Source organism: Myxococcus stipitatus DSM 14675 (assembly GCF_000331735.1).
Classification (GTDB): Bacteria; Myxococcota; Myxococcia; order Myxococcales; family Myxococcaceae; genus Myxococcus; species Myxococcus stipitatus.
In genome coordinates this window covers 8,122,416-8,145,853 of sequence record NC_020126.1, presented here as the reverse complement: position 1 = coordinate 8,145,853, position 23,438 = coordinate 8,122,416, and the positions used below count along the sequence as shown (strand labels likewise).

The 23,438-nt window shown below is 69.2% G+C and carries 19 protein-coding genes; 15 read left to right on the top strand and 4 right to left on the bottom strand.

Annotation, left to right across the window (positions count from 1 at the left end; translation table 11 throughout):
- Positions 1–8 precede the first annotated feature (8 nt).
- From MYSTI_RS31230 to MYSTI_RS31205, 6 genes are all read left to right on the top strand, one after another.
- Positions 9–1,667: a hypothetical protein gene (locus MYSTI_RS31230; RefSeq protein WP_015351817.1), complete on the top strand. Its 1,659-nt coding sequence runs from the start codon at positions 9–11 to the stop codon at positions 1,665–1,667.
- Positions 1,664–2,365, top strand: a complete 702-nt coding sequence (locus tag MYSTI_RS31225) for an ABC transporter ATP-binding protein (RefSeq protein WP_015351816.1) — start codon at positions 1,664–1,666, stop codon at positions 2,363–2,365. The genes MYSTI_RS31230 and MYSTI_RS31225 overlap by 4 nt, the downstream gene beginning before the upstream one ends.
- Positions 2,362–3,642, top strand: a complete 1,281-nt coding sequence (locus MYSTI_RS31220) for an ABC transporter permease (RefSeq protein ID WP_015351815.1) — start codon at positions 2,362–2,364, stop codon at positions 3,640–3,642. The genes MYSTI_RS31225 and MYSTI_RS31220 overlap by 4 nt, the downstream gene beginning before the upstream one ends.
- Positions 3,639–4,421, top strand: a complete 783-nt coding sequence (locus tag MYSTI_RS31215) for a hypothetical protein (protein ID WP_015351814.1) — start codon at positions 3,639–3,641, stop codon at positions 4,419–4,421. The genes MYSTI_RS31220 and MYSTI_RS31215 overlap by 4 nt, the downstream gene beginning before the upstream one ends.
- A gap of 121 nt (positions 4,422–4,542) precedes the next feature.
- Positions 4,543–7,185, top strand: coding sequence for a serine/threonine protein kinase (locus tag MYSTI_RS31210; RefSeq protein ID WP_015351813.1), 2,643 nt, complete (start codon positions 4,543–4,545; stop codon positions 7,183–7,185).
- An 85-nt stretch (positions 7,186–7,270) separates the two neighbouring features.
- Positions 7,271–9,028 (top strand): ATP-binding protein, encoded by a 1,758-nt coding sequence (locus MYSTI_RS31205; protein ID WP_015351812.1) that lies wholly within the window; start codon positions 7,271–7,273, stop codon positions 9,026–9,028.
- Here MYSTI_RS31205 and MYSTI_RS31200 read toward each other — a convergent pair.
- From MYSTI_RS31200 to MYSTI_RS31185, 4 genes are all read right to left on the bottom strand, one after another.
- Positions 8,982–10,013, bottom strand: a complete 1,032-nt coding sequence (locus MYSTI_RS31200) for a L,D-transpeptidase family protein (RefSeq protein WP_015351811.1) — start codon at positions 10,011–10,013, stop codon at positions 8,982–8,984. The genes MYSTI_RS31205 and MYSTI_RS31200 overlap by 47 nt on opposite strands.
- A 35-nt stretch (positions 10,014–10,048) precedes the next feature.
- A complete protein-coding gene (locus tag MYSTI_RS31195; protein WP_015351810.1) occupies positions 10,049–12,541 on the bottom strand; it encodes a LysM peptidoglycan-binding domain-containing protein in 2,493 nt (830 codons plus the stop codon).
- 142 nt (positions 12,542–12,683) lie between these two features.
- The gene (locus MYSTI_RS31190; protein WP_420811510.1) at positions 12,684–14,210 is read right to left on the bottom strand and encodes a multiheme c-type cytochrome; all 1,527 of its coding nucleotides are present in this window, start codon (positions 14,208–14,210) and stop codon (positions 12,684–12,686) included.
- A 65-nt stretch (positions 14,211–14,275) separates the two neighbouring features.
- Entirely contained in the window at positions 14,276–14,659 is a 384-nt protein-coding gene (locus MYSTI_RS31185) for a response regulator (RefSeq protein ID WP_015351808.1), read from the bottom strand.
- Between the two features lie 169 nt (positions 14,660–14,828).
- Here MYSTI_RS31185 and MYSTI_RS31180 point away from each other — a divergent pair, with 169 nt between their 5' ends.
- The 9 genes from MYSTI_RS31180 to MYSTI_RS31140 all read left to right on the top strand — a co-directional run bounded on the left by MYSTI_RS31180 (position 14,829) and on the right by MYSTI_RS31140 (position 23,430).
- Positions 14,829–16,487: a mechanosensitive ion channel family protein gene (locus MYSTI_RS31180; protein WP_015351807.1), complete on the top strand. Its 1,659-nt coding sequence runs from the start codon at positions 14,829–14,831 to the stop codon at positions 16,485–16,487.
- Positions 16,488–16,603: 116 nt separating this feature from the next.
- Positions 16,604–17,170, top strand: coding sequence for a hypothetical protein (locus tag MYSTI_RS31175; protein ID WP_015351806.1), 567 nt, complete (start codon positions 16,604–16,606; stop codon positions 17,168–17,170).
- A 13-nt stretch (positions 17,171–17,183) separates the two neighbouring features.
- A complete protein-coding gene (locus tag MYSTI_RS31170; protein ID WP_015351805.1) occupies positions 17,184–18,014 on the top strand; it encodes a hypothetical protein in 831 nt (276 codons plus the stop codon).
- A gap of 14 nt (positions 18,015–18,028) precedes the next feature.
- A complete protein-coding gene (gene lpoB / locus MYSTI_RS31165; protein WP_015351804.1) occupies positions 18,029–18,637 on the top strand; it encodes a penicillin-binding protein activator LpoB in 609 nt (202 codons plus the stop codon).
- 46 nt (positions 18,638–18,683) lie between these two features.
- A complete protein-coding gene (locus MYSTI_RS31160; RefSeq protein ID WP_015351803.1) occupies positions 18,684–19,934 on the top strand; it encodes a COG3014 family protein in 1,251 nt (416 codons plus the stop codon).
- A gap of 31 nt (positions 19,935–19,965) precedes the next feature.
- Complete coding sequence (locus MYSTI_RS31155; RefSeq protein WP_015351802.1) at positions 19,966–20,745, top strand: ZIP family metal transporter; 780 nt, start codon at positions 19,966–19,968, stop codon at positions 20,743–20,745.
- Between the two features lie 166 nt (positions 20,746–20,911).
- On the top strand, positions 20,912–21,349 hold the full coding sequence (locus MYSTI_RS31150; RefSeq protein WP_015351801.1) for a CBS domain-containing protein: 438 nt from the start codon (positions 20,912–20,914) through the stop codon (positions 21,347–21,349).
- 16 nt (positions 21,350–21,365) lie between these two features.
- Entirely contained in the window at positions 21,366–22,454 is a 1,089-nt protein-coding gene (locus tag MYSTI_RS31145; RefSeq protein WP_169558681.1) for a lysylphosphatidylglycerol synthase transmembrane domain-containing protein, read from the top strand.
- A 76-nt stretch (positions 22,455–22,530) separates the two neighbouring features.
- Positions 22,531–23,430, top strand: coding sequence for a class I SAM-dependent methyltransferase (locus MYSTI_RS31140; protein WP_044281749.1), 900 nt, complete (start codon positions 22,531–22,533; stop codon positions 23,428–23,430).
- Positions 23,431–23,438: the final 8 nt, after the last annotated feature.

The following is a 23,438-nucleotide window of genomic DNA, read 5'->3' as shown; positions in this document are numbered from 1 at the left end:
CTGGCGCCATGTTCCGCCGAGCCTGGTTGCCGACCCTCCTCCTCCTGCTCGCCATCGCGGGCTGTTCGCGTTGTGGCAAGGACCAGGGCCCCGTCGCCCCGCAGCAGGACGCGAACCTCTCGCGCTACCTGCCTCGCGACGCCCAGGCCTCCATCGTCATCCAGGACCTGGGCGCGCTCGGCGAGAAGCTGGCGCGCTTCCAGAACCTGAAGGTCGCCTCCTTCGCCGCGCAGCTCCAGAGCTTCTCCTCCGCGGAGGGCTATGTGAACGCGGTGATGCGGCAGGTGGGCGTCGACCTGCGCAGCCGCCAGGCCCTGGAGGCCGCCGGACTGGCTCCGGAGCGAGGCGCCGGCGCGGCCTTCCTGGGCGACAACCGCGCGGTCTCCGTCGTGGGCGTGAAGGACGCGGAGAAGCTCGAGGCCACCTTCGCCGGCTTCGCTCGCACGCGGCTGGGGGCGTCCGAGAAGAAGCAGGAGAAGGGGGCTGGCGGAAACCTCGTCACCTTCCACCGCCCCGGCTCTCCCGACGCGGCGCTGGGCCTGCTCTTCATCGACGGCGGCCAGTACGCCCTCCTCGGCGCGGGCCCCTCCGTCGCCGCGCTGCGCCCCCTGGCCAGTCAGCCCGAGGAGAAGTCGCTCGCGAAGGAGCCCGTGCTCGCCGCGTCCCTCCAGCGCCTGCCCTCGAAGCGGGACTTCCACGTGTACCTCCCGGGAGGCACCGGGCTGCTGCCCGCGGGCACGGTGCAGGGACTCACGCTCGCGGGACTCGTGGAGCCGCGCGCCATCACCGTGCACGCGGACGCGCCGTGGCCGGACACCCAGGCGTCACTGGCCGCGCTGGACGTCGTGAAGGACGCGCCGGACCTGCGCGGGTGGCTGCCCGCGGACAGCTTCCTGGTGGTGCGCTTCCGGGGGGACCCGTCGCAACTCGATGGCGTGTGGCCCTACCTCGTGGGCGACTACCTGACGCGCGCCGTGCAGAAGAGTGGCCTGCAGATGAAGGCGGAGGTGCTCGACAACTTCAAGCCGGGCATGGTGCTGGGCCTGTCATTGTCGCCCCAGGTGCAGCTGGGCACGGGCATGCCCGTGTTGGACCTGCGCCGCACGAACCCGTTCCGCTTCGTCAACCTCGTCGCGCTGTCGGACCTGAAGGACGCGGCCCGGACGAGCGCCCTGCTGGAGAAGCTGCCGGAGATGTCCACGCACTTCGGCGCGAAGGTGGAGGGCGCGGACCTGAAGGGCCAGCGCATCTACCTCACGTCGTACCGGGCGGGGGAGGGGGCCCACTTCGCGCTGGGGCCCAGCGGCAAGCTGCTGGTCGCCTCGCCGCGCTCGCAGCTCGAGGCCTCGCTCACCGCGCTCGCGCAGAAGGCCGCCGAGGGGCCGGTGGCCGCCGACTTGAAGGACGTGGGCCAGGACGCCGCCATCAGCGTGGTGCTGGACTTGCGCCGGCTGGCGGACGCGGTGAAGAACCTTCCCTCGGAGGCCTGGGGGATTGGAGGCTTCGCCATCAAGGCCACCACCGTGCGCTGGCTGGAGGCCACCGATGACCTGCGCGCCGTGACGTTGGCGGTGTCTCGCAAGGAGCGAGCCCTCCAGGCAGAGCTGTCCCTGCGTCTGACTCCCGCTGCTTCGACTCCCACCACGACCCCGCCGGCCACTCCGTGATTCACGCCCGAGATATCACCAAGGAATATGTGGATGGAGATGGCACCCAGGTTCGGGTGCTCGACGGGATGTCCCTGGATGTCGAGGCGGGGGACTTCGTCGCCGTGGTGGGCCCGTCCGGCAGCGGCAAGTCCACGCTGTTGCATCTGCTGGGCGGCCTGGACATCGACTACCGGGGCGAGGTGAAGGTGGGCGGGGTGACGCTGCGCGGCCTCGAGGACAAGGCGCTGGCGCGCTTCCGCAACACGCACGTGGGCTTCGTCTTCCAGTCCTTCCACCTCATCCCCAACCTGTCCGCGCTGGAGAACGTGCTCCTGCCTTCGTACTTCGGCCCGCGCGACGCACAGGCCGTCAAGCGCGCGGAGGCGCTGCTGGAGCGCGTGGGGCTGGGCGCGAAGAAGGACCGCGCGCCGGTGCGCTTGTCCGGCGGCGAGCGCCAGCGCGTGGCCATCGCGAGAGCCCTCTACGGCGGGCCTCGGCTGCTCCTGTGCGACGAGCCCACGGGCAACCTGGACGCGGCCACGGGCGACGGTGTCATCCAGTTGTTCCGCGAGCTGCACCGCGAAGGGCTCACCGTGCTGGCCGTCACCCATGAAGAGCGGATGAGCGCGGCGGCGCGGCGGGTGCTGCGGCTCAAGGAGGGCAAGCTCGTGGAGGAGCGCGCCTCGGAGCGGGCCGTCCTGGGAGGTGCTCCGTGAGGTGGGATGCGCTGTCGCGACTGGTGCGGCTGAGCCTCGCGCGCGAGCGTCGGGGGGCGTTCTTCTCCGCCTTCGGCGTGGCCATGGGCGTGGGCACCCTCGTGTTCTTCATCGGCCTGGGGCTGGGGGTGGGCCAGGTCATCCGGGAGAAGATCTTCCCCACGGATGCGCGGCTGGTGGACGTGGTGCCCTCGTCGGTATCGCTGGGCTCGCTCCTGGGCGGTGGCCAGCTGGACGCGGCGGCCGTGGAGCGGCTGCGCGCGCTGCCCGGCGTCGAGGCGGCCTACCGGAAGATGAACGTGCGGGTGCCGGCGGTGACCCGGTACGACGGCGTCTTCTTCGGCACCAGGCTGCGCATGGGCATGGAGGTGCTGGCGTTGGGCGTGGAGCCCGAGCTGGTGAAGGGCGACGTGCAGCTCGGTGAGTTCAAGGACCCGAGCGAAGGCCAGCCGATTCCGGCCGTCGTCTCCACGCGCTTGCTGGAGCTGTACAACAAGACGTTTGCTCCGGCGCGCAAGCTGCCGCAGCTCTCCGCGGGGATGATCGTGGGCTTCGGCTTCCCGGTGGAGTTCAACCGCTCCTACGTGTCTTCGTCCGCTTCGGGCCCCAGTCGTTCGATGCAGACCCAGGTGGTGGGGGCGTCCGACCGGGCGATGTTCGCGGGCATCACCATCCCGCTGGAGACGGCGATTCGCATCAACCGCGAGGCGGGCGTGGACGCGGAGAACTACTCCGGCCTCACGCTCGTCGCCACGGACCCCTCCAAGGTCCCCGCGCTGGTGGACGCGGTGAAGGCGATGGGGCTGGAGATTGACGACCAGGAGCGGCGGATGGCGGAGAACACGGGCGCGGCGGTGGCGCTCACCACGTCCGCGCTGGCGCTCCTGTCCATCCTCATCTGCGTCCTCGCGGCGGTGAACATCGCCCACGCGCTGTCCGCCTCGGTGCGCGCGCGGGCGCGAGAGATTGGCGTCATGCAGGCGGTGGGCGCGTCGCGCTCGGACATCCGGGCCATCGTCCTGGCGGAGGCCTCCGTCGTCGGACTGGCGGGGGGCGCCATCGGCACCGCGGTGGCGCTGGCCGCGTCCTTCGGCGTGGACCGCTTCGCCTCCGGCTACCTGCCCAACTTCCCCTTCAAGCCCGACAGTTTCTTCTCCTTCCCCTGGCCGGTGGTGCTGGGCGGAGTGGTCCTGGGGCTCCTGGCCGCGTTGGCCGGGGCCTACTTCCCCAGCCGCCGCGCCGCCGCCACCGACCCCGCACGGACGCTCGCCGGATGACGCTTCCTTCCCGCAAGACTCTGCTGGGCAATGTGCTCAGCCTGGCCGCCATCGCTTGGATTTACGGAGGAGACCTGTCGGACGCCGTGCGGGCGCGCAGCGCGGAGGTGTCCGCCCTGGTGGAGCTGCCCTCGCCCGTGCGCCCCGCCGTGGTGTTGTCGCTGACCGCGCTGGCTCTGGGTGTGGTGGTGCTGGGGGGCCTCGCGCGCGGCAAGGCCGAGGACTTCAAGGGCTACCGGCTGCTGCCCATCCTGCTGGTGGGGTCGCTCTTCGCCGACCTGGTGCTGGCAGAGAGCCGCATCCCCATCGACTCCACGGACATGGCCTCCATGTCCCTGCAGCGCTTCCAGAAGCTGGCGCAGGAATTGTCCACCCAGACCACCGTGGCGGAGGACCCTCGCGTGCTCCAGCCCTTGCTGGAGGAGATGGGCCGTCCTCCCTACCTCGTGCGTGGGGAGCCGATGACGGCCTATACCCTCCAGGTCCGGAAGGACTGCGAGGGGCCTGTCCGCGCGGCCCCAGGTGTGCTCCCTGGCACGGTGCTCTACTGTGTGGCCCCCGAGCGCAAGGCCGCCTGGGTGACGATGGTGGGCCTGTCGGCGGAGACGCGCTTCGGGCCGCCGGAGCTGCTCGCGGCCCGGGGCGAGGTGCGCTTCCTCCTGGTCCAGCCCGCGATTCCGGACGAGGCGCCACCCGAGCCGGGCGACGCGTTCCGCGACTCCGCGCCCTCGCAGCTCGACGGAGCGACGGACGGCGGGACCTCGAGTCTCCAACCTTGAGAAAAACGAGCGTGCTACGTCCCTGTTGCCTGCCTGTCTGGGGGGCGCGTGAGAGGCTCCCGTGTGGTTGACCCTATGAATGGGTGATCGCTAGGCTCCCCTCGAACGGACCCTTCCCCACGTGACGACCTCTCAACCGAAGCGGCAGCCCATTCCATTTGGGAAGTACCTCCTTCTGGACCGCGTCAACATCGGCGGCATGGCGGAGGTGTGGCGCGGGAAGCAGTTCGGCGCGAGCGGCTTCGAGCGGCTCGTCGCCATCAAGCGCATCCTGCCGAACATCGCGGAGGACGAAGAGTTCATCTCGATGTTCATCGATGAGGCGAAGATCAGCGTCCAGCTGAGCCACGCCAACATCGCGCAGATCTACGAGCTGGGGCAGATCACCAGCAGCTACTTCATCTCGATGGAGTACATCCCCGGCAAGGACATGCGGGCCATCTTCGACCGCTGTCGGAAGAAGGGAGAGCCCGCGCCGGTGCCGCTGGTGGCCTTCTGCCTCTCGAAGATGTGCGAGGGCCTGGACTACGCCCACCGGAAGAAGGACGGGATGGGGCGGGACATGAACATCGTCCACCGCGACATCTCGCCGCAGAACGTCCTCATCTCCTTCGAGGGCGAGGTCAAGGTCATCGACTTCGGCATCGCCAAGGCCGCGGGCAAGGCGACCAAGACGCAGGCCGGCATCCTCAAGGGCAAGTTCGGCTACATGAGCCCGGAGCAGATCCGCGGCCTGCCGCTGGACCGGCGCTCGGACGTGTTCGCCATCGGCGTGTGTCTCTACGAGATGCTCACCGGCGAGCGGCTCTTCGTGGGCGACAGCGACTTCAGCGTGCTGGAGAAGGTGCGCAAGGCGGAGGTCCCGCCGCCCTCCACGTACAACCGGCGCATCCCGGAGGCGCTGGAGAAGATCGTGATGCGCGCGCTCGCGAAGGACGTGGACGAGCGCTACCAGTACGCCAGCGAGCTGGGGGACGACCTCCAGCGCTTCCTCATCACCAGCGAGACCATCTTCGGCCGCAAGGACCTCATGCAGTACATGAAGTCCACCTTCGCGGAGGAAGTGGAGCGCGAGAAGCAGCGCCTGTCCGACTACGCCGACATCCGTCCTCCGGATGGAATGCTCGCGGCGCTGGAGGCCTCCTCGGGCGTGGGCCCGGGCGGCCTGTCCGCGCCGCCCCCCGCGGCGTCCTCGCCCTCGCTCGCGCAGGTTCCCGTGGTGCAGCCGGTGGCCGCGCCGCCCCGCGCCACCGCGGCCATGGGGGTCGTGTCGCCGTCGCCTTCTCCCGTGCGGCGCTCGCCCACGCTGGCCGCGCTGCCCAAGCTGACCGCCGCCACCGCGGCGCCCACGCCGAAGGAAGACGAGGTCATGGCGACGCAGCTCGTCTCCAGCGACCACGTCTTCGACGACAGTCCGGAACCCACCACGGACCCCGGCGCGAGCGTCGGGCGCACCATCACCCCGCTGGAGGCCCGCGCGACGCAGCTGGACGAGGATGAGGAGAACCTGTCGGGCAAGACGGCGGTCATCGCGCCTATCGCTCCGCCCTCCGCGCCTCGGCTGTCCCACGCCAACATCCCCGTGGTGACGGCGTCCGCGCCGCAGTCGTCCCGGCCGTCGGTGACGCTGCCCACGGTGATTCCCTCGGACGTCGCGGCCTCCGCGCCCGGTCCTCGCGGCAGTCGTGGGGCGGGAGATGGGCTGCCCCGTATCGCTCGGGATGTGCCCCCGCCGGATGTGTCGCAGGGAATCTCCCGCGCGGCGCTGCCCCCGGATGTGTCGCAAGGAATCTCCCGCGCGGCGCTGGCGGAGGGACTCCAGGGAGGTGCGCGGGCCACGGGGTCTCCGCCCATGCTGGGCCCGGGTGCTCCGTCGCGGCCTCCGCGTCCCGTCCCGCAGCCTCGGCAGGAGGAAGACGACTTCGAGGAGCGGCCCACGGCGTCCGTGCCCGCGCTGAACCAGCGGGGCTTGGACAAGCGGGTGTTGTACGCGGTGGTCGGCGTGCTCGCGCTCGTGGTCCTCTCCGTCGTCGGATGGGTCGCGACGCGTCCAGGCGTGGGCTACGTCATGCTGGACCTGCAGCGAGTGCCGCAGGAGGTGCGCGGCCGGGTTCAGGTGATGCTGGACACCCAGCCCGTCGTGATTGAGGGCGGTGGCCCCACGCTGCTGCGCGAGGTCCAGGCCGGGCCGGTGATGGTGACGGTGAGCGCGGAGGGCTACAAGACCTTCACGCGGACGCTCCAGGTGAACAGCGGCAAGGAAGTCTCGCCGGTGGAGGTCACGCTGGAGAGCCTGGTTCGCACTGCCTCACTGGTGCTCGTCACGCATCCGTCGGACGCGCAGGTGAAGGTGGACGGCAAGGTGGTGCGGGAGCAGGGCCGCTCGGACGCCTTCATCAAGGGCGTGGTCGTGTCCAGCCAGGAGTGGGTGGTGGAGGTCAGCGCTCCGCAGCACAAGCCCGTGTCCAAGCGCGTGCAGGTGTCGGGCGAGGCGCCGGCCGAAGTGAATGTGAAGCTGGAGCCCCTGGTGACGAAGGTCTCGGTGAAGGTCGAGTCCCGTCCCGAAGGCGCCGTCATCTTCGCGAATGGCGAGGAGCTGGGCGAGACACCTCAGACGGTGCTCGTGTCCTCGAACGTCCGGCGGCTCACCTTGAAGCTCAAGTGCCACAACGACGTGGAGGTGGAGATCCCGGCTCCCGCGGCCGGAGAATCCATCGTCACCCTGCCGGCGGTTTCACTCAAAAAGCAGCTTCGCTGCCGCTAGTCTTCATGAAATCGAGGCCCGCTTCCTCCGTGGGAAGTGGGTACGCCCGCTCCCCGCGCGGAGGAGCGAGAGGAGGAGTGTGTCCGTGAGCAAGGTACGCAAGGTCCAGAAGGAAGATCCGTTGGCGGACCTCCCCCGCTGGGCGCAGCAGTTGGCTCGGAAGTACTACACGAAGACGGTCAACACCTTCCTGCTCTACGGAGCGGTGAGGGACCTGCAGCCGCTCCAGATGGAGGACAACGCGAAGGGCTTCGGCACGCTGAAGACCTTCCTCTCCGAGGAGCTGTTCGGCGGCCGGGACCACGTCCTCTTCTATGACCGCTCGTCGGGCATCCGCTCGGCCACGCCGGAGACGCAGAAGGACCTGGCGCGGGTCATGTCCGGCTACGACGCGATGTACGGCACGGACTACGCCAAGGTGATGCCGAGAGACCCGGGGCGGGCGCTCCAAGTCCTGGAGAACTTCCTGCGGATGCGGCTGAGCGAGGGACGCTCGCTGGCGCTCATCATCGACTTCGCGGAGACGCTGGTGCCAGGCGGGGAGATCTCCCACCTGTCGTCCGAGGACCGCTTCGTGCTGGCCACGATGGACAAGTGGGCGCATGACCCGCAGTTCCTCGCCGGCGACGTGTCCATCGTGCTGCTGGCGGAGAACCTCGCGGACATCTCCCCGCGCATCTCCCGCAACCCGTACGTGGCGCCCATCGAGCTGCCGCTTCCCACCGAGGAGGAACGGCTGGAGTACGTGCGCTACAAGCTGGAGGGCAAGCGGCTCCAGTCGCTGTCCGACGTGCCGCTGGCGGGCCTGGCGAAGATGACGGCGGGCCTGTCCCGCATCAACCTGGACCGCGTGCTGACGGAGGCGCTCGAGCGCGAGATTCGCATCACCTCCGACCTGCTCAAGGAGAAGAAGAAGGAGATCATCCAGGCGGAGTGCCACGGCCTCCTCGAGTTCATCGAGCCGGTGCACACGCTGGACGCGGTGGCCGGACATGCCAAGGCGAAGCAGATGCTGCGGCAGGCCGCGTCGGCGCTTAAGAAGGGCCGCCTGGAAGTCATGCCCATGGGCTACCTGCTGTCGGGCCCGGTGGGCACGGGCAAGACCTTCATGGTGAGCTGCTTCGCCGGTGAGATTGGCATCCCGGTGGTGAAGTTCCTGAACTTCCGCAGCCAGTGGCAGGGCGTCACCGAGGCGAACCTCGAGAAGATCTTCAACCTCCTCAAGGCGCTGTGGCCGGTGGCGGTGATGATTGACGAGGCGGACACCTTCCTCGGCAACCGCGACTCGGGTGGGGACTCCGGCACGAGCAGCCGCGTCTTCGGCTCCATTGCCTCCTTCATGGGCAACACGCAGTACCGCGGCAAGATTGTCTGGTTCCTGATGACGGCGCGGCCGGACCTGCTGCCCATCGACCTGAAGCGGCAGGGCCGCGCGGAGGAGCACCTGGCGCTCTTCTATCCGCAGACCGACGCGGAGCGGGACGAGCTCTTCAAGGTGATGTCCAAGAAGACGGGCGTGTCAGTGGATGGCATCGACTCGTTCTCCACGTTGATTCCGCAAGGGGTTCGCGCCTTCAGCGGCGCGGATATCGAAGCCGTCATGGTGCGCTCGAAGTTCCGCGCGCTGGCGGACGGGCGTGAGGCCGTGTCGAAGGACGACCTGGCGGCGGTGCTCGCGGACTTCGTGCCGCCCAGCTATCCGCTCGAAATCGAGCTCCAGAACCTGGTCGCGGTGCAGGAGTGCACCAGCCGGGAGCTGCTGCCGGAGGCCTACCGCTCCATCGACCGGGACCTCATCACCCGGCGGGTGCGCGAGCTGAAGGCGCTGCTCGAGGAAGGGTAGTCCCGCGAGCGACGGGCGCCTGGCCTCCCAGGCGCGGGTCGTTCACGTGCTCCACGATGGCCACGCGGTCTCCCACGGAGAGCGCATCGTGGAGCGCGATGATGGCTTCGTTCGAGTGACGGATGCAGCCGTGGGACACGTCTCCGCCCAGCAGGGCGGGGGCGTTGGTTCCATGCAGCTCCTCCCCGGAATGGCGCCCATCCGCCCAGGACAGGTCCAGGATGCGCGCACCGAAGACGGACCGGTCATTCCACAGTCGCTCGCCAGCGGCCTCCGCGGCGGCCTGATGGAGCCGGGTCTTGACGACCTTGAGGCCCGGCCGTGTCGGTGTGGCCGGGGTGCCCGAGGCATTCGGCACGATGTCCACGATGCGCCCTTCGGTGTCGTAGAGGAACGTGCGGTGCTCTCGCAGCGCGACGATGACCCTCACGGGCTCGCCGTCGTAGGTCGCGAGAGGAAGCCCCTGGGGTTGGCCTCGCATGCCGGGCTCGGGCGCGAGGGCCTCGAGTGCATGGAGCGTGGCGGAGTCCAGGAGCCCCGTGGGTTTGACGGCGGGGAAGGTGAGGCTCGCGTGCGTCTGGAAGTTGCGCAGGGCTCGCTGTGTCTGGGCGCCGAAGTGTCCATCCGCGCCGCCATGAAGCGCGAAGCCCATCTTCAAGAGCGCCGTCTGCACCGCGCGCAAGCCATCACCGCGTGAGCCCGGGCCGAGGACGAGGTGTCCCGAGGCCACGTCGGCGAGCTGGGGCTGTTGAGTGAAGCGCGCGTGGGTGAGCGGTGGGGCAGGGGGCGCGGGGGGCGTGGGCCCCGTCTCGACGCGCGGGGACGGTGGTCGCGAAAGCGAGATGGTGGGGGCGGACTCCACGGTGTTGTCGTGGAGGCGCGAGGACCTCCGCGCGGGGGGCCAGCGCCCTCCCAGCGGAGCGTCGTCGGCTTCGAGCGGAGGGAGTGGGAGGAGTGATTCGATTCGCGAGATGGACGAGGTCATGACCTCGCCTGTTGCAAATCACTCGCCCGGCGGGCTCAGGGCGCGCTGAGCGAGAGGACCTTCCCCGTGGGGATGGTGCGGTGGTCCTTGATGTTGTTCCACCGCATGATGTCCTCGACGGTGACGCCGTAGCGCTGCGCGATGGACCAGAGCGTCTCTCCCTCGGCGAGCGCATGGACCTTGCCGCCAGCCTTCCCCGCGTTCGACGCGACCTGCTTGGCCACCACGAGGGTGCTCGCGGGAGGGGCCACCTGTGCCGGACCGTTGGGCCACACGTACACGAGCGAGCCAATCTGGAGCTTCGGGTTGCGCCGCCGCAGGTTGTTCCACTTCTTCAGGTCATCGACGCCCACGTTGAACTTGGTGGCGATGACCCACAGGCTGTCGCCGGACTGCACGCCGTACGTGATGCGCGTGCGGCCGTTGACGATCTCCGTCTTCACGGGGCCGGCGGCCAGGGGACCCTTGGGCGTGCCGGCGGGCACTTCGTCCTCGGGGCGATGGACCACGACGCCGCTGCGGCGGGCCTGCGCGACCTTGCTTGCCAGCGCGCCGCCACCCTGGGGGCTCGCCTTGCCCGCGGGCACGGGAATCACCAGCTCGGAGTTGAGCTTCAGCGTCTTGGCGCTCTTGAGCCGGTTCATCTGGAGGATGGCCTCGGAGGCCGAGCCGTATCGCTCCGCGATTTGGGACAGCGTGTCTCCACGCTTCACCTTGTGGACGCGGAAGGTGAGTCGCTCGGAGGGCGAAATCTTCTGGAAGCCCTCCACGAAGCGCGGGCCCGCGCCCATGGGCAGCCGCAGCTTGTAGGGCCGCTTGGCGGTGGCGGGTGGGGTGCACCAGCGCTTCAGCTCCGGGTTCAGGTCCTGCACGGACTGGATGGGCACGCCCGCGGCGCGGGCCACCACGTCGAGGTCCGTGGCGTCCGTGAGGTCCACCACGTCGAACTCGAGCGGTTGCTCGTACTCGAACTCCTTCTCGGAGAAGCCGAAGGCGGACGGGTTCTTGGCCACCAGCGCCGCGGCAATCAGCTTGGGGACGTAGTGCTTGGTCTCCTTCGCGAGGCCCTTCTCCTCGGACAGGGCCCAGAAGTTGCGGGTGCCGTGACGCTCCACCATGCGCCGCACGCGGCCGGAGCCCGTGTTGTAGCCGGCCCAAGCCAGGTACCAGTGACCCAGCTCTCCGTAGAGGTCCTTGAGGTAGGTCGCGGCGGCGTGGGTGGCCTTGATGGGGTCTCGGCGCTCATCGACCCAGAAGTCCTGCTTGAGGCCGTACTGCTTGCCCGTGCTGGAGATGAACTGCCAGGGACCGGCGGCGTGGGCCCAGGAGTAGGCGTGCGCGGAGAAGCCGCTCTCGATCATCGCCAGGTACACGGTGTCGCGAGGCAGGCCATGCTGGTCGAGGATGGGCTGCATCACCGGCAGGTAGCGCGCGGAGCGGGCCATCCACTTGCGGAACCACCGACGACCTGGCCCCTGGAAGAATTGGATGTACTGGGCCACCAGCGGCTGCATCTCGACGGGGATGTCGTAGCGGTCTTGAATCTTCCGGACGTCGAAGTTGGCCAGGTCGGTGATGAGCGGGAGTTGCTCGGGCGAGTCGTCGTCGCGGAAGGTGGGCTCCTCCAGCGCGTCCAGCATGCGCATGCGCAGCGGGTTCGCCAGACCGAGTCTCCGCAGGGACTGCATCACCTCCGCGCTGGGACGCGCCGCCGGGTCGAGTGTCGCGCCTTCCAGCGCGCGCAGCTCCTCGAGCTCTGCGGACTCGGACTCGACCATCTCGCGAGCAGCTTCGGGCTCATCTTCCGGAGCGTCCGAGCTGTTCGCGAAGGCGGGCTCCGAGGCGCCCGAGTTGCCCGGCGTCGAGAGCTTCGCGTCGTTCTCAGCCGGCTTGCTCGCGCCGGCGTTCGCCGCATCGGCGGCCTGCGGGTTCACGGAGGGCTGCGCTGACTTGCTCGTGCTGGCGCTCGCCGCATCGGCGGGCTGCGGGTTCACGGAGGGCTGCGCTGACTTGCTCGCGCTGGCACCCGACGCATCTGCGGGCTGCGGGTTCACGGAGGGCTGCGCCGACTTGCTCGCGGTGGCGCTCGCCGCCTTGTCGGGCTGAGGAGCCACGAAGGGCTGCGCCGACTTGCTCGCGGTGGCGCTCGCCGCCTTGTCAGGCTGAGGAGCCACGGAGGGCTGTGCTGACTTGTCCTCGCTGGCACCCGACGCAGGGGCCGTACTCGCCGCCTGCTGCTCATCCTTTGCGGGTGCAGCGACCCCGGGCTTCACCGCCACGCCGACACCCGCGGGTGCCTGCTCCGTCGCGGTGGAGGCGGGCGAGGTGCCCGTGTTCGTCACAGGAGTGGGCGCGGACTCGGTGCCCACTGCTGCGGGAGAAGACTGCGGCGAGGTGCTGGGGGCTCGAGTCTCATCGGCGGCGAGCACGCGCATGCTGTCCGGAGGCGGAGGCATGGGAGGCGTGGGCGCTGCTCCCGACGAGGGAGCCGAGGCCAGGGTGAGCACGAGCAGGCAGAGAGGCAGCATGGGGTCGCAAGAAGAGTGCGCCCAGAAGCAGGCGAGGGGCGAAGTATTCGCGACTTTTCTTGACAGTCAAACAAGGAGTCGTGCGGTACGACTGTACCCAGGACCCCTGGTAGGGGCGGCCTTCCTGTCTCGAACGCTGCGATTACGGTTTCGCGGGTTTTTGAGCATCCACCGGCGAGCCTGAAGGCTTCGCGCTCACGGGCTCACCGTGACCCGGACCCAGGATTCTCGGCAAATAGGTCGCGAAGTCGAAGTGAGGCGAGTTCTCCGCGTTGTGGCAGGTGACGCACAGGGCCTCGCCGGGCGAGGCCACGATGTTGTCGCTGCTCGGCTCATCCACATGCGCGGAGCCCGGGCCGTGGCAGCTCTCGCAGCCCACGTCTTCGCGGCCCTCCACCTTGTCGAGCCTGCACACGCCGCTCGGCTGCTCCCAGCCCGTGACGTGGCACCCCACGCAGTTGAGGTGGTGCTGCTTGCCCAGGTCCACCAGCGTCTCCCACGCGTGGTGGTGCTTGGACTTCTCCCACAAGGGGAACGCCTCCTCGTGGCACGACTTGCACGGCGCGTTGCCGACGAACGAGGACTGTCCCTTCGCGGGAGCAGGGCAGTCCTGGCCATGCTCCTTCGCCCACGCCAGGTTCAGCTTGCCCACCTCCGCGTCGTAGCGAGCCACCAGCGCCTGCGCGTCCGGAAGCGACGGCAACCCCGCCTCCAGCGGCACGAAGCGGACCGTGAAGCCATTGACGTCCGTGGCCGCGGCCGGAGGCGCCGACACCAGGGCCTGCTTGCGAGCCACCAGCTCATCGCGCTTCGCCTGCTTGAGCGCCTTGAGCTTCGGGTCGATGCCCGGCTGGTTGATGTCCTTGTCCAGGAGCACGGCGCGCTGCTCCAGCGCGGCCACCTCGCGCTCCATGTCGGCCTGGCCCTTCTGGAGCGTGAAGCGCCCCGGCCGTGGCGCGAAGCTCAGGTCCACGCGCACCAGCGAGCGGCCCTTGCTCTGCGGCGCGACGACGGGCACCGCCGACTTCACCAGCCGGTTCTGCTCGCCACTCAGCTCCGTCGCCGAACGCGTGGCCACCAGCACATCCACCGCGAGCCCCGGCAGCTCGGCCGCCTTCTGTGCCTCCTCGAGCGGCGCATCCAGGAGCCCCACCACGAAGTCCGCGCCCTGCGAGCGAGCCTGGCCACTGGCCGCCACCAACTGGGCCCCCGTCTCCGCCGAGACGATGCCCACCTGTCGCGAGCCCGCGGGCAGCAGCTTCACCGCGCCGTCGCCCACCTCGGGCAGGCCCAGTCCCTGGCGGAAGGCCGCGCCGCGCGTGTCATCCAGCGGTCCGGTGGCGCGCACCGACAGCCCCATCAACCGCATGGCGTCCGCGAGCGCCTTGGCCTTCAGCTCCTCCTGGGGAACCTGGCCCGGCTTGAGCGTCGTCTCACCGAAGAGGCTGTTTCCGCCGTCCACGTAGAGAACGGGGAGGCCACCCTTGCGCGCCTCGCTCACCTGGAAGGCCGCGCGGCCGATGCCCCCGCGCATGTTCTCGCTGCAGCCGCAGGGGCCCAGATAGCCGCGGGTGTCAGCGGAGACGAAGAGGATGGCGCCGGAGGTCTGCGTGGGAGCCGAAGTCCCCGCTTCGGGCGTGGACGCCTGGGGCGCCGGCTCCTTGCGCATGCACCCCCCCAGGACCGACAGCGAACCCAACAGGGCAGCGACCAGGGCGGGGCGCACCATCCGAATCACCAGAGAATGCTCTGCACCAGCTCGTCAATCTTCTCGCCCATCGCCTCCAGCCCGTTCATCTTCGACAGGAAGCCATCCGCGCCGACCTGCTCGGCCAGCTTGGACAGCTCATCGTCGGGAAGGCTGGAGAACAGGACGATGGGGATGTCCTGGGTGCCGTACTCGTTCTTCAGCGTGCGGCAGATGTCGGTGCCCTTGGCCTCGGGCATGTGGATGTCGGTGAGGATGAGGTCCGGCCGCCAGGACTGGAGTGTCTTCTCGAACTCCATGAGCGTGGAGGTGGCGACGACTTCATAGCCGCGCGCCTCCAGCACGGCCTTCTCCATGGCGAGCGTGATTTCGCTGTCGTCAATCAGGAGGATTCTTCGCTTCTCGGACACGTCGACCTTCCTTGGCTCCGTTTCTATCCTACCCCTGTTCGGGGCACCAACGCCTTTCCCACCTGCTGGGATGGGCCGGTGTCCCGGGAGTCCCCCTCCTGGCTGTCCCCCCGGGGGGCAGGCCCGACTTCTTCCGGCAAAGCGTCCGAAAAGGAGTATGCAGGGCGCCATGATGCCCCGAGTCCGCCATGCCTGGACGGCGCTGCTCCTGGTGGGATGTGTCCTCTGGACGCTCCCCGCCCTGGCACTCAATTCGGGCCTGGCGCCGCCCGCGTCCCCCATGGACCGCCAGTCGCCCCACGCCGCCGCGCAGGGCTTCCTCTCCGCGGCCCACCGGGGCGACTACGCGACGGCCGCGCACTACCTCGACCTGGACTTCATCCCCCGCGCCCAGCAGCCCGAGCGCGGCGCGCAGCTCGCCCGCCGGCTCAAGTTCGTGCTGGACCGGAAGCTGGCCATCGACCTGGCCTCGGTGAGCAAGGCCCCCGAGGGAGACCCCGCCGACGCGCGCTTCGACCAGCTGGGCGTCATCCCCCTGGAGGGCGCCAATGTCTCCATCCGCCTCCAGCGCGTCACGCAGGACAGCGCGCTGGTGTGGGTCTTCAGCGAGTCCACGGTGCGCATGGTGGATTCGCTCTTCGAAGCCTATGGCCCTCGCGTGGCGGAGTGGATGCCGCCGTTCTTCTTCTCGGGGACGGTGCTGGGGCTGGAGCCGTGGCAGTGGCTGGGCCTGCTGGTGACGCTGCTGGGGGCGCTGGGGCTGTCGCTGCTCCTGGAGCGGGTGACGCTGGCCATCGCCCTGCGGGTGGCGCGCTGGACGGACGCGACGCTGGACGACCAGCTCGTGGAGGCGGGGCGAGGGCCCCTGAGGCTGCCCTTCTTCGCCGCCCTACTGGTGGTGGGCACGTCCTTCCTCCTCCTGCCGCGCCCCGTGCAGACCGTGGCCAACCGGGTGAGCTACTCGCTGCTCATCGTCTCCGTGGCGTGGTTCATCCTGCGCTTCCTGCGCGTGTTCGCCGCCTTCGTGCAGAGCCGCGTGTCCTCGGAGACGCAGGACGCGGCGCGGGCCCGCTCGCTGCGCACCCAGTTCGCCGTGCTGCGCGCCGTCTTCGAGGCCGCGACGTACGTGGTGGCCGCCGCGCTGCTCCTCATGCAGTTCGAGGTGGTGCGCAACGTCGGAGTGTCCCTCCTGGCGTCCGCCGGTATCGCCGGCCTGGTGATTGGTCTGGCGGCGCAGAAGTCCATCTCCACGCTGCTCGCGGGCATCCAGCTCTCCATCACCCAGCCCATCCGCATCGGCGACCAGGTGGTGGTGGAGACCGAGTTCGGCACCGTGGAGGAGATCACGCTGACCTATGTGGTCCTCCGCGTCTGGGACCAGCGCCGCATGGTCATCCCCATCACCTACTTCCTGGACAAGCCCTTCCAGAACTGGAGCAAGGTCAGCCCCGAGCTGCTTGGCGCCGTCACCCTCCAGGTGGACTACTCCACGGACGTGGACGCCATGCGCGCGGAGCTCAAGCGCATCCTCTCCGGAGAGGCCCAGCACCTGTGGGATGGGCGGTTCCAGTCGGTGGTGGTGCTGGAGGCCCAGGACCGGACGCTCACCATCCGGGCGCTGGTGAGCGCGGCCAACCCGGACAAGCTCTTCGACCTGCGCGCCCTCGTCCGGGAGCGCCTGGTCTCCTTCCTCCGGGCGCACCCTCAGTGGCTGCCCTTCACCCGCACGGAGTCGCGCCAGGCGCCCACCCCCCTCCCGGAGCCCCGGGATGACCCCCAGCCCGACGCGCCGCAGGATGCGCCTCCGCCAGGGCCTCGGATGTCCTGACGGAATTTCGACAAGGGAAGTGCACTTGTCCGTTACTCAGGTGTTTTGAATATCGGCGGTGCCGGGCCGTCGATGTGTCGGAAAATCGCACCTACCTCATGTGGGGAGTCTTCGAGATGAAGCGTCATTCCAGGTTGTGCGGCGCCCTTCTGTCGCTGGCCGTCGCGGCGCCGGTGTCCGCGGTTGCTCAGGAGCGGGGCCGCACGGATGGGCCCGAGGAATCCGAGTATGGGAAGGGGGGCTACTCGCGCTCGGGTGGAACGGGCGTGTCGCTCCAGCTCGACTGGGGCGCGGCGGTCAACTCGGAGAAGCCCCACCGGGACGCTCCGGAAGGCCCCCCGCTCTACGCGGGCGCCACGTTGTCGGTGTGGGGCGCGGACTGGTACTCGCTCGACGCGAGCTTCGCCTACGTCTTCGATGGCGGCCGCGTCATCGGCATGGTGGGCCCTCGCTTCCGCACCTGGGGCTGGCCGCTGGTGTTCAGCGCGGGCCTGAGGGCGGGCGCCATCTACATCCCCGAGGATGAGGGCCTGCGCTTCGGCATCTCGCCCCACCTGGGCGCCGAGGTGCTGATGGGCGCGCGCGACAACATCGTGCTCGGCCTCAACTACAACCCGGACATTCCCATCGGCGGTGGCGGCGTCTCGCACCGGCTGGGTCTGGGCGTCGGCTACCGCTTCTAGAGGAGGGAACGCCATGATTGCCCAACTGCTCGCCGCGACGTTGGCGCTGGCCACCACTCAAGCGCCCGTCAGGGTCTCCCCCGCGGGAGGAGCCCCCCAGCTCTCCCTGCCGTTCCCCTCGGGGGACACGCAGACGTACAACATCATCCAGTGGGACCCGAACCAGCTCCCGCGCATCTACGAGCGCTCCGACCAGCTCCCGCTGACGGACGAGGAATTGACCAAGCTGTCCCAGGCGGGCTTCGAGCCCGCGCAGCTCGTGAAGATGATTGAAGAGCGGCGCTGCGCGTGTGACGCGAGCGCGGACGGCCTCATCAAGCTGAAGAAGGCGGGAGTGAACGCCAGCGTGCTCGCGGCGGTGTCGCGGCACGGCCTGGCGCCCAACCGCGAGCTGGAGCTCCTGGTGACCATGGACTTCACCGGCGAGAGCCGGGTGGCCCGGGAGACCTTCCTCTACTTCTTCGTCGACGACGGGGACCTCACCCGCGTCTTCACCGCCAACATCTCGGAGCTGCTCCAGCGCCGCAACCGCCACGAGACGAGCGTGGACCGCAGCGACATCCTCGTCGCGCGCACGGTGCGCCGCGTGCAGTTCGCTGGCCGGGTGCCGCTGAAGACGTACGGCAAGCACTCGGTGATGGTGGCCGCCAGCGCCAGCCCCACGCTCACCCATCCCTCCCAGCTCAATGAGCAGGAGCGGGCGAAGTCGCAGACCTATACGTTCGACTATCCCCGTTCCTCGCTGATGAACCTGTGCCGCCTGACGGCCGGGTACCGCCGCGACGCGGTGCTCGCCTACAAGTGGAACTTCGAGGGCAGCCGCTTCGAATGCGAATGGAACTAGGAGTGACCCGCACCATGAAGACCCACCGCCTGATTCTCACCGCCTGCCTCGCCGCTTCGCTCGCCGCGTGCAGTGGCCCGCGTGCCTTCACGCGCGGCACGTACGAGGACCCGAACGAAATCGAGATGCTGTCGGACCAGTTCAACGAGAACGACCTGCAGCTCATCGCCAAGAAGATGGCGGAGTCGCTGGCCAGCTCGCCGCGCTTCTCCACGCCGCGCCCGGACGGCTCGCTGCCCATCGTCCTCGTCGGCAAGCTGAAGAACAGCACGTCCGAGCACATCGACATGCGCTCGCTGGGTGACAAGATCCAGACGGCGCTGGCCCAGACGGGCCGCTTCGCCATGGTGGACCAGGCCGCGCGCCAGGACATCGCGGAGGAGTACGAGTATCAGCAGTCCGGTTACGTCGACGCGAAGTCCGCCAAGGGCCCCGGCGGTCAGGTGTCAGTGGACTTCCTGATGTCCGGTGATTTGGCCTCCATCATCCAGGAGGTCGGCCGCGACAAGCTCGTGTACTACAAGATGACGGCGAAGCTGAGCAACGTGCGCACCGGCCTCATCGAGTGGACGGACGAGAAGCAGATCCGCAAGAAGTTCGAGAAGCGCGGAGTCAGCTGGTAGTTCCCGTCGTCGGCGCCGCCGGCTCCACGCGAAGGCTCGATTGCTCATGACTTCTCATCTCGGCCTCACGGCGCGCCCTCGGGGTTGGGGCGCGCTCGCGCTGGCGAGCGTGCTCCTGTTGTCCGGCTGTGCGGGGGACTACGTGGCTCGCACGCGGGGCGTCCGCATGTCCTATCAGTCGGAGGACTACCCCCACGCGCTGGCGGAGCTGGACGCGGTGGAGAAGGAGGGCACGACGAAGGACGAGCTGCTCGTGCTCCTGGACAGAGGCATGGTGTTGCACTCCGCGCGCAAGTGGACGGAGAGCAACACCGTGCTGGAGCAGGCGGAGAAGCTGAGCGCGCAGCTCGACGGGACCTCCGTCAGCGAGGAGGCCGGGGCGCTGGTCACCAACGAGCGCCAGCGGGCCTACCGCGGGGAGGACTTCGAGAAGCTGATGATCTCCGTCATCCAGGCGCTCAACTACGCCAAGCTGGGGGATGACGAAGCGGCCATGGTGGAGGTGCGTCAGGTCAACGAGCGCCTCCAGAAGATGGTCACCGACGAGAAGAAGCCCTACGAGCAGCTCGCCATCGCGCGCTACCTGGGCGGCGTGCTGCGCGAGGACCAGCGCGACTGGGACTCGGCCTTCATCGACTACGCGAAGGCGTATGAGCTGGAGCCTCGGCTGGGCGCGCTCGTGGAGCCGCTGCTGCGACTGGCGAAGTACACGGGCCGCGACCAGCTCTACGAAGAGCTCAAGGCGAAGTATCCGGACGTGGCCCATCCTCCGTTGGGGCGCGACGAGGCCCAGGTCGTGGTCATCGTGGAGGCGGGGCTGTCCCCGGAGAAGCATCCCGCGTCCCGCAACCATGATGGCGGCGGCCTCATCGAGGTGCCTGCCTACCGGGACCGGGGCAGCGCGCCCGCGGTGCATGTCTCCCTGGGCGACCAGGCCGCGCGGGCGGCGACGGTGACGTCGCTGGCGGACGTGGCGCGGCTCCACCTGGACACCCGCATTGGCGGCATGCTCGCCAAGCAGATTGCCGGCGTGGCCGTGAAGGCGGGGCTCGCGGCCGGTCTGGGCGCGGCGACGAAGAGCGAGGAGCTGGGGGCCCTGGCCTTCATCCTGCTCAACGCGGGGAACGCGCCGGACCTGCGTTCCTGGCTTTCCCTGCCCGCCGAGTTCCAGGTGGCGCGATTCCGCGTCTCAGCGGGGAAGCACCTGGTGCGGGTGGAGGCGGGAGGGCGGGTTTCCGAGCACGTGGTGGACGTCCAACCGGGTCGGGTGGGGTTGGTGGTGGTGCGACGCTACTGACGCGGCGGTTTTGTTGTAGGGTGCGCGCCCCATGTCGGTCCTGGCCACGGTGGCCCTCTATTCCCTGGTGGTTGTTGTCGGCTCGCTCCTCGGCGCGTTGGTGGTGCTTTGGAATGAGCGCCCGACGCAACTGGTCCGCTTCCTGGCCTTCGCCGCTGGCGTCATGTTGGGCGCGGCCTTCTTCCACATGCTGCCGGAGGCCTACGAGGGCGGAGGCTGGTGGGCCTTCGCGCTGGTGCCCGGAGGCTTTGTCTTCCTGCTCGTGCTGGAGCGCTACCTGGTGGCGCACGCGGGTGAGGACGTGCCCGGGGACCACATGTCCGGCACGGGCTCGGGACATGGCGCCGAGGCGGGACAGGTGCTCGGGCTGACGGCGTTCCTCGGGCTGTCGACGCACACGTTGTTCGACGGCATCGCGCTGGGCTCGGCGGTGGAGGAGGGCGTGGGGTTGATGGCGCTCCTGGCCATCGTCGCGCACAAGGTCCCCTCCGCGCTGTCGCTGGCCTCCATCCTGAAGACGGAAGGCCGCTCGAAGGGGGCCATCCTGCTGCTCGCCGTGCTGTACGGCTTGATGGTGCCCGCCGGTGCGCTGCTGTTCTTCGCGTTCGACGCGTTCATGGCCTTCGAGAGCATGGCGCCCAAGGCGCTGGCCTTCTCCGCGGGCACGTTCCTGTACATCGCCGTGTCGGACCTGCTGCCGCACGTGCACAGGCACGGCAAGGACCAGCCGGGGCGCAACGTGCTGGCGCTCTTCGTGGGCCTGGCCCTGATGTTCATGCTCGCCCGCATCATGGGGCACCCGGCGCACTGAGCCGCCGGCTCGGCGGGGCGCACGCAGGGCAGGGCACGCGTGCGAGCGGGCCCCTGTCCGTGGGCCGGCCGCGTGGGTGCGCGAACCGGGGCGTGGACGCACCCTTGCGGGGACTGGACCTGGTCGCGGCACCCGCCGTGTGGTCCGGACAGGAGGCGGCCTCGTCATGCTCACCGTGGGCGACCTGATGACCCGCGACGTCATCACGTTGGAGGAGACGGATGACCTGGTTCGCGTGGATGACCTGCTGAAGCTCAATCACATCCGTCACCTGCCCGTGGTGAGGGATGGGCGCCTGGTGGGGCTGGTGAGCCACCGAGACCTCATCCGCGCTCTGTCGCGACAGATGGCGTCCTCCGGCGCGGAGCCCATCGCCGTCGCCAGCATCATGTCTCGCGACGTGGAGTCGGTGCGGCCGGACCTGTCCGTGCGCGACGGCATCTACAAGCTCCTGGACCACCGCTTCGGCTGTCTGCCCGTGGTGGACCGCGACCGGCGACTGGTGGGCATCGTCACGGAGGCGGACTTCATGCGCATGGCGGCGCGGCTCCTGGATGCGACGCAGGCGCGAGGCCGTGAAGAGGCGGAAGTCTCCGCGCATTGAGCGGGAGGAGACGCTCGTGGATGACGCAATCTCGGACGTGAGGGTGGCGCCCGTGGCGGCGGAGGGTTCCTCGCGCCGTCACGGTGTCTGGGGCTGGCTTCCGGGGGTGTTGTTGCTCGGGGCCTTCACCGTGTTCGTGGTGGCGCGCTTCGGAGAGGAGAAGCAGTTCGCGCTCATGCTGAAGCGCGCGAGGCCGGAGTGGCTGCTGTGTGGCGCCGCGCTTCAGGTGCTCTCGTACCTCGTCATGGCGGCCTGCTGGAGGTTGGTGCTGGGCATGGCGAACGTGAAGCCGCCCTGGTTCCGCACCGCGGGCCTGTCGGTGATGAAGCTCTCGTTCGACCAACTCGTCCCCACCGCGGGCATCGGTGGCTCGGTGGTGGTGATGAAGGGGCTTCAGAGCGAAGGGGCGCCCCCGCGCATCGCCACGGCCGCGCTGCTGGTGGACATGGTGTCGTTCTACATCGCGCACGCGGTGGCGGTGGTCTTCGCCATCGTGACGCTGTGGCTCCATGCGGCGCTGCATGCGGCCATCCTCGGATTGGCCACGGCCTTCGCGGTGCTCGCGTGTGTGGTGCCGTTCGCCATCCTCTGGCTGACGCGGCATGGAGGCTGGCAGCCGCCGAAGTGGGCGCGCCGCATTCCGGGGCTCACCTCGCTCTTGGATTCCATCTCCCAGGTGCCTCCGGAGCTGGTGAGGAACCGAGGCCTCCTGGCGAAGGCGACCGCCTGTCAGTTGGGTGTCTTCGTGGCGGATGCGCTCACGCTGTCATGCATGCTGCTCGCGGTGGGGCACCCGGTGGGCTTCCCGAGTGTCTTCGCCGCCTTCATGCTGGCCACGCTGGTGATGACCCTCAGCATCATCCCGGGCGGAGTGGGGACGTTCGAGGCCACCGCCGTGGGGACGCTGTCCTCGCTGGGCGTGCCGGTGTCGGTATCGCTCACCGCGGTGCTGTTGTTGCGGGGTTTCACCTTGTGGTTGCCGTTGCCGCTGGGGGTGGTGTTCCTGCATCGCATGCTGGGGATGCGGCTGCGCGATGTGATGTCACGCTCCCGGAACGAGTCGGAGGACGCGCCCGCGGCGTCGCCCCAGCGGAGCCCCGCGTGAGGCGCTGACACACTTTGGCTTGGCTTTCGTCGCGAGGGACCTGAGGATGCGCGCCCCCCAAAAGGGCACGGCACTCATGGAAAAACGCACGGACTGGTATGAGCACCCGGAGTACTACGAGGCCATCTTCGGCACGGACACCGTGCGCGAGGTGGACTTCCTCCAGGCGCTGAGCGCGCGCCATGGCACGGGAGGCTCGAAGTGGTTGGAGCCCGCGTGCGGCGCGGGGCGGTTGGTCGAGGAGGCCACCCGTCGCGGGTTGAAGGTCACCGGCTACGACATCTCCGAGGCGATGCTCGCCCATGCGCGCAAGCGGCTGACTCCCGCGGAGCGGCGCCGGGTGAAGCTGTCTCCGTCCCGCATGGAGGAGTTCTTCGTGCCCGAGCTGGAGGGACAGGTGGATGTCGCGCACAACCTGGTCTCCACCTTCCGGTATCTCGACAGCGAGGCGGCGGCGCTCGCGCACCTGAAGGGGACCCGGCGGCTGCTCAAGCCGGACGGCGTCTATGTGCTGGGCTTCCACCTCACTGACTACGCGCGGACGACGCCCGAGCACGAGCGCTGGCTGGGCAAGGTCGGGAAGGACAAGGTCGTCTGCAACACGCACGAGGGCACTCCCGAGCGCCGTGCCCGCCGCTCACCGATGCGCAACCGGCTGCGCATCACCGGGCCCGGGAAGGACTGGCTCATCGAGACGACGTGGTTCTTCCGCACCTACGACGGAGCCCAGGCGCGCAAGCTCTTCCGGGACGCGGGGCTGCACGTCGTGGCCGAGTACAACTTCGACTACGACCTGGAGGCTCCCGAGAAGCGCGGCAGCCGTCGGTTGGACCGCGTCTTCGTGCTGAAGCCCGTGTCCGGCTCGGCAAGCACAGCGGCTCGGCCAGAGGCTCCCGCCGAGGCGGCGACGCCCGCGAAGAAGCGAGCCTCGGTGAAGAAGACCGCCGCGAAGAAGCCGGCGCGCAAGGGGCGCTGAGTCCACGA